The 700-nt window shown below is 63.1% G+C and carries 1 pseudogene; it reads left to right on the top strand.

The window, feature by feature from the left end:
• A pseudogene (locus tag ACXJKR_RS34035) lies at positions 1 to 695 on the top strand (translational GTPase TypA); the annotation flags it as partial.
• Positions 696 to 700: the final 5 nt, after the last annotated feature.

Consider the following 700-nt stretch of genomic DNA (forward strand, 5'->3'; position numbering starts at 1 on the left):
ACATGCGCCGTGAAGGCTATGAGCTGGCCGTCTCCAAGCCGCGCGTGATGTTCAAGGACGTCGACGGCGAGAAGCAGGAGCCGATGGAGCTGGTGACAGCCGACGTGGAAGAAATCCACCAGGGCGGCGTCATGCAGGCGCTGGGCCTGCGCAAGGGCGAAATGCTCAACATGGAGCCGGACGGCCATGGCCGCGTGCGCCTGGAGTACCGCATCCCGGCCCGTGGCCTGATCGGCTTCAGCAACGAGTTCATGAACCTGACCCGCGGCTCGGGCCTGATCTCGTCGATCTTCGACGGCTACGAGGCCCACAAGGGTGACATCGGCGGCCGCAAGAACGGCGTACTGATCTCCATGGACGACGGCGAAATCTTCACCTACGCCCTGGGCAAGCTGGACGATCGCGGCCGCATGTTCGTCAAGCCCAACGACCCGGTCTACGAAGGCATGATCGTTGGCATCCACAACCGCGACAACGACCTGGTCGTCAACGCGACCCGCACCAAGCAGCTGACCAACTTCCGCGTCTCCGGCAAGGAAGATGCGATCAAGGTCACGCCGCCGATCGAGCTGACGCTGGAGTACGGCGTCGACTTCATCGACGACGACGAACTGGTCGAGATCACGCCCAAGAGCGTGCGGGTTCGCAAACGCTTCTTGTCCGAGAACGAGCGAAAGCGTGCTCAGCGGAGCTGACACGC

It is taken from the genome of Roseateles sp. P5_E11 (assembly GCF_054049355.1).